The organism is Yersinia sp. 2542 StPb PI, from assembly GCF_048593855.1.
In the GTDB taxonomy this organism is placed as follows: Bacteria; Pseudomonadota; Gammaproteobacteria; order Enterobacterales; family Enterobacteriaceae; genus Yersinia; species Yersinia enterocolitica_E.
The window spans coordinates 1-5,092 of record NZ_JAZGQA010000255.1; the positions used below are offsets into that span (position 1 = coordinate 1).

Here is a 5,092-nt window from a genome sequence, read left to right on the forward strand (position 1 = left end):
ATGAGATGGCGGCCTCTTCCCTTAACTTCACGGTGCGCGTCTGGACTACCAATGGCGATGCGATGGATGGGTATTGGTTATCTGATTCTTGATGTGGTGCGTGATCAACAACTGATAGAAAAGCATGGTAAACAGCAAGGGCTGGATATTAACGTTGACTGGCGCACTATCTCGGGAGCAACAGGAATGAATGAGGCACTGCTTTCTGGTGCTCTTGATGTTGCGGCTGCGGGTGTACCCCCGATGCTTACAGTGTGGGATCGTACCCGTGGGCGTCAGAATGTGAAGGCGATAGCGTCACTGGGTTCGATGCCGAATTACCTGCTAAGCAACAATCCAGCAGTAAAAAAGATAGCAGATCTTAGTGAAAAAGACCGTATCGCGGTACCGGCTGCCGGTGTGGGTTTCCAGTCCCGTACCCTACAAATTGAAACCGCCAAACTGTATGGCAATAGCGATTATAAACGCTTTGATACCATCACGGTAAGCTTGCCCCATCCTGATGCCAATGCCGCGTTGATTGCCGGTGGCTCTGAAATTTCTGCTCATTTTTCCAGCCCGCCGTTCCAATATCAGGCGCTAGAGCACGGCAACGTACATAAGATTCTTAGCTCCTATGACGTTCTGGGAGGGCCGGCAACATTTAATGTGCTGTACACCACGCAAAAATTTCATGATGAAAATCCTAAAACCTATCGGGCTTTCTATGATGCGCTGGCTGAAGCTTCTCAGATAGTTAAAGCCAACAAAGCCGCGGCGGCTGAAACCTATATTCGGGTAGAAAAGTCGCGTTTATCACCTGAATTGGTGAAGAAAATCGTTGAAGACCCAGAAATTGATTTCACTATCACACCACAGCGCACCTATGTGTACGCTGACCAGTTGCAGCAATTAGGTATCCTCAAGAATAAAGCCGACTCGTGGCAGGACTATTTCTTCGCCGAAGCTCATAACGGGGCCGGTAGCTGAGTTGTTGGTTTCTTTGGAAAACGCTAGACAGACGGTCTTTTTCCCAATTACGCCGGAGGGGGCATGAGCCGCATCATTAATGAAATATCACCGCAGCCGTTATTACAGGCCGCGGGTGTGGGTTTGGAGTATCGAACCCGTCAGAAACGCGTTCGTGCAACACATGACGTCAGTTTTGATGTCTATCCTGCCGATCGTTTTGTTCTGCTGGGGCCATCGGGTTGTGGTAAATCCAGCCTGCTTAAATCGATTGGCGGTTTTCTGCCGCCGGTTGACGGAGAGATACGCCTTGACGGTGAGGTCATTGTGGAGCCGGGGCCGGACCGCATGATGGTATTTCAGGAGTTTGATCAATTGCCCCCGTGGAAAACGGTGCTGGAAAATACGCTGTTCCCGCTGGTTGCCAGTCGTCAGGCTACCCATAAGCAAGCACGAGAGCGGGCATTACACTACCTGGATAAAGTGGGGCTTGCCGGATTTGCCGATGCTTATCCGCATATGTTATCGGGCGGTATGAAGCAGCGGGTAGCCATTGCTCGCGCGTTAGCGATGCAGCCCAAGGTATTACTGATGGATGAGCCTTTTGCCGCGCTTGACGCACTGACGCGCCGTAAAATGCAAGAGGAGTTACTGGTGCTGTGGGAGGAAATACGTTTTACGTTGCTATTTGTGACTCATTCTATTGAGGAAGCGCTGGTGGTTGGCAGCCGGATATTACTGCTGTCACCACATCCTGGGCGGGTTTGTGCCGAGGTGAACAGCCATCAGTTTTCTCTAGCTGACTACGGTAGCGATGAGTTTCAATTCGCCGCACAGCGTATCCATCATCTGCTGTTCCCCACTGAGCAAGCACAAGCTGCTCCGTCGATCCCACTGCAAGGTAAACCATATGAGCACTCAACCCCCGATCCGCTGCGAATATCAGCGTGAACTGGCCCCACTACCAGAAGTGGTGTTGACCCAGCCATTGCCCATCATTACCCGCTGTTGGAACCAGCAGTGGCTACGCCAGTTGACGGTATTACTGGTATTACTGGCGCTGTGGGAACTGGCTGCACGTTTGCAGGATAATGACCTAATGTTTCCGGGATTTATGCAAACACTGCGGGCATTTACCCAGGATATGGCCAGCGGCGAGTTGCCCGCTAAGGTTGCTATCTCGCTCAGCACTCTTCTTAAAGGGTATGCCATAGGTAGCGTGTTTGCATTAGGGCTAAGTGCTTTAGCGGTGTCGACCCGTTTTGGTCGGGATCTGCTTAATATTCTAACGTCGATGTTTAATCCGTTGCCTGCTATTGCACTACTGCCTCTGGCGTTGCTGTGGTTTGGGCTGGGAGAAAAGAGTCTGGTTTTTGTGCTAATCCATTCGGTGATGTGGCCGATGGCGTTGAATACCTACGCCGGTTTTCTCGGTGTTTCGGACACATTACGGATGGCCGGTCGTAACTATGGGCTACGCGGTGGGCGCTATGTGGCTCATATTCTTATCCCGGCAGCACTGCCTTCTATTTTGTCAGGACTTAAAATCGGCTGGGCCTTTGCATGGCGCACGCTCATTGCCGCAGAGCTGGTTTTTGGTGCGTCTAGCGGTCAAGGCGGGCTTGGCTGGTATATCTTCCAAAATCGCAATGAACTGTATACCGATAGGGTATTTGCCGGTCTGGCGACCGTAATCGTCATTGGTTTACTGGTCGAAGGGCTTATTTTCGCCACTATAGAGAGACTGACCGTCAAGCGCTGGGGTATGCAGCGCTAATACTATTTACAGGAGTTAACCATGCTGGCAATTAAAACCCCACAAAATTACCTGAATCAAGATGGCGTGACTGAGAAAGTGGGGCAGTTTATTGCGCCATTGGCTCAGAAGGTGCTTATCGTGACCAGCCCACGCGCCTGGCAGTCGGTGGGAGTAAGTGTGATAACGAGCCTGCAACGGCATCATATCTCGTTTCATATCAGCTATTTGCCAGGAGATTGTACCCGTACAGCTATTGATGCATTGGTTGTACAAGCACAGCAACTAGGCTCAGAACTTATTCTGGGGGTTGGCGGTGGTCGGGTATTAGACAGTGCGAAAGCGGTAGGGGAGACATTGGGGCAATTGCCGGTAATCACACTACCGACAATAGCGGCGACCTGTGCCGCATGGTCACCTATTAGCGTTATTTATGATGAGGCTGGGGCTCATATTGGCCCTTTATCCTTAACGCGGTTACCGGTCTGGGTATTGGTCGATAGCCAAACGATTGCCAGAACAGCGCCACGCTACCTGAATGCAGGTATCGTCGATGCATTGGCTAAATGGTATGAGTTTCTTCCTTATCTGCGAAAGGGTGATGATGGATTGGCACTGATACTAAAGTCACAGGTCGCGAAACAGGCACTGGATACCTTTAATACCTATGGACAGCAGGCTATCGCAGCTAATCAACGCCAGGAAGTCAGTGTTGCACTGCGTAAAGTGATCGATGCAGTTATCGCACTGGCAGGCTTAGCTAATAGCATGGCTGATGATATTCCACGAATCGGAATTGCTCACGCGATCCATAACAGCATGACCCGTCTGCCAGAGCTTCACCATTGGCTACACGGTGAGAAAGTCGGCTTCGGGCTGGTGGTACAGTCGTTTATCGAGCACGAGCAAGAGGCTGATCGTGATGAGTTATTGTCGTTATTACCTCGTTTTGGCTGCCCGTTGACGTTAGAAGATTTGGGATTCAAGCATAATGATGAACAGGTGAAAAAGATTGCTAAGGGCGTAGTTATTGCTCCGCATATTGCAGCACGATTACCCTTTTCGCTGGCATGGGAACGCATAGAACAGGCCCTGCTTTCTTCCCAAAATTTACATCTGGAAGCCTCTTATCATTGAGTTAGGCTAGAGGACGACTGCGATATAGCCCTGTTCTGTTTGTCGGGGCTAATCGCATTCTTATTTCTGCCCCACTGATGAGGTGAGTCAACTATTTCAATGTACCAATAGCCAATACCGTTATTTTCCTGGCAAGAAAATGAAGATATTGCAGAACACGAGTTAGGTCTGTAGCAAGCTTTTGCTTATGGTGTTGCGGTATTTGGTGCCTGGGTTGAGCAGGCCATCCAGTAATAGTGATTATTATTAAATTCAAACTTACTCAGTACCTGTAATCCCAACTTACGTGAATGCGCAACGTATGAGCGATGATTTATTTCATTAATAAAGGTTATCAGAATAGGAAAGCGTGTAGACATTTTTTCCAAAGAGAAAGCAAAAAGCTGCTGAAGTACACCGCTACCGCGCATGGATTGGTCTATACAAATGGGACCATACTGATAGGAGTTTTCGACAGACAATGTTTGTCCAGCAAAGGTATTCTCATCTAATTTATTTATCATATGTTCGAACAATGGCCAGGGAGACCAGAATTGCCAGGATGCAGCCATAACAAAAGCCACCACATTCCCCTCTTTCTTGGCGATAAATAATCCTTGTTCCTCCGTCACCAGTGATAACATCTGTTGTTGTGTCATCTGTGTGGTAACAAAACCCTCTTTTTATCATCTTCATTAATCGTTGCTACATGGTATTTTTTTAGTAATGCCATGACTTGTTCAATATCAGTAACACTCGCCACACACAATTCCATATACATATCCTTTTTTAATTGAGCACGTTACCGTGCTGGGACTGTTATCCGCTACTGTCTCTAACTTTATGTAACACTCGTAATTCAGGCTGATATTTTATCTTAAAGATGCCGTTTAGTTTTAACACGGCATAAGGTGTTTTTCCACTCTGTGTCTTACGAACACGAGCTTTATGAACATGGTGACATTTTAAACTTGGTGTAAGAAAGATTAAGCAGAATTTCGGCAGTGCCTGAAGATAAAGGCATTGTGTTTATACGCCCATTAACGACCTCAGACAGAAAAATAAAATAAGCGTCTATAATTTATAAAGACATTTCAAACTCAATAAAACAATTGGTGACATTATTTTTAACATTTGTGATGGGTTTATATTTTAGTGGGCTATAAAATGAAATTTATTCATATATATCGGACTTAAATGAGTTTAATTAAAGCCACTTGGAGTTAAATATCCGTAAACTGAATTAAAGATACCACAAGTAGCACTTAATCC

5 protein-coding genes are annotated in these 5,092 nt (G+C 47.4%); 4 read left to right on the plus strand and 1 reads right to left on the minus strand.

Features of this window, described 5'->3' with window-relative positions:
* The first annotated feature begins 51 nt into the window (after positions 1-51).
* From V1952_RS19955 to V1952_RS19970, 4 genes are all read left to right on the plus strand, one after another.
* A complete protein-coding gene (locus tag V1952_RS19955; protein ID WP_420075390.1) occupies positions 52-969 on the plus strand; it encodes an ABC transporter substrate-binding protein in 918 nt (305 codons plus the stop codon).
* A 63-nt stretch (positions 970-1,032) separates the two neighbouring features.
* Positions 1,033-1,899 carry an ABC transporter ATP-binding protein gene (locus V1952_RS19960; RefSeq protein WP_372558581.1) on the plus strand — a complete coding sequence of 289 codons (867 nt, stop codon included), beginning with the start codon at positions 1,033-1,035 and terminating at the stop codon, positions 1,897-1,899.
* A complete protein-coding gene (locus V1952_RS19965) occupies positions 1,859-2,725 on the plus strand; it encodes an ABC transporter permease (RefSeq protein ID WP_420072338.1) in 867 nt (288 codons plus the stop codon). Before V1952_RS19960 ends, V1952_RS19965 begins: the two co-directional genes overlap by 41 nt.
* Positions 2,726-2,746: 21 nt before the next feature.
* On the plus strand, positions 2,747-3,841 hold the full coding sequence (locus V1952_RS19970; protein WP_420075391.1) for an iron-containing alcohol dehydrogenase family protein: 1,095 nt from the start codon (positions 2,747-2,749) through the stop codon (positions 3,839-3,841).
* Positions 3,842-4,026: 185 nt separating this feature from the next.
* On the opposite strand, the gene V1952_RS19975 is transcribed toward V1952_RS19970, so the two are convergent.
* Positions 4,027-4,479 carry a GNAT family acetyltransferase gene (locus tag V1952_RS19975; protein ID WP_420075392.1) on the minus strand — a complete coding sequence of 151 codons (453 nt, stop codon included), beginning with the start codon at positions 4,477-4,479 and terminating at the stop codon, positions 4,027-4,029.
* Between the last annotated feature and the right edge of the window lie 613 nt (positions 4,480-5,092).

What these genes read in the sequence shown, in the direction of transcription:
- V1952_RS19955 (WP_420075390.1), top strand. Translation starts at nt 52, where the DNA reads ATGGCGATGCGATGGATGGGTATTGGTTATCTGATTCTTGATGTGGTG.
- V1952_RS19960 (WP_372558581.1), top strand. Translation starts at nt 1,033, where the DNA reads ATGAGCCGCATCATTAATGAAATATCACCGCAGCCGTTATTACAGGCC.
- V1952_RS19965 (WP_420072338.1), top strand. Translation starts at nt 1,859, where the DNA reads ATGAGCACTCAACCCCCGATCCGCTGCGAATATCAGCGTGAACTGGCC.
- V1952_RS19970 (WP_420075391.1), top strand. Translation starts at nt 2,747, where the DNA reads ATGCTGGCAATTAAAACCCCACAAAATTACCTGAATCAAGATGGCGTG.
- V1952_RS19975 (WP_420075392.1), bottom strand. Translation starts at nt 4,479, where the DNA reads ATGACACAACAACAGATGTTATCACTGGTGACGGAGGAACAAGGATTA.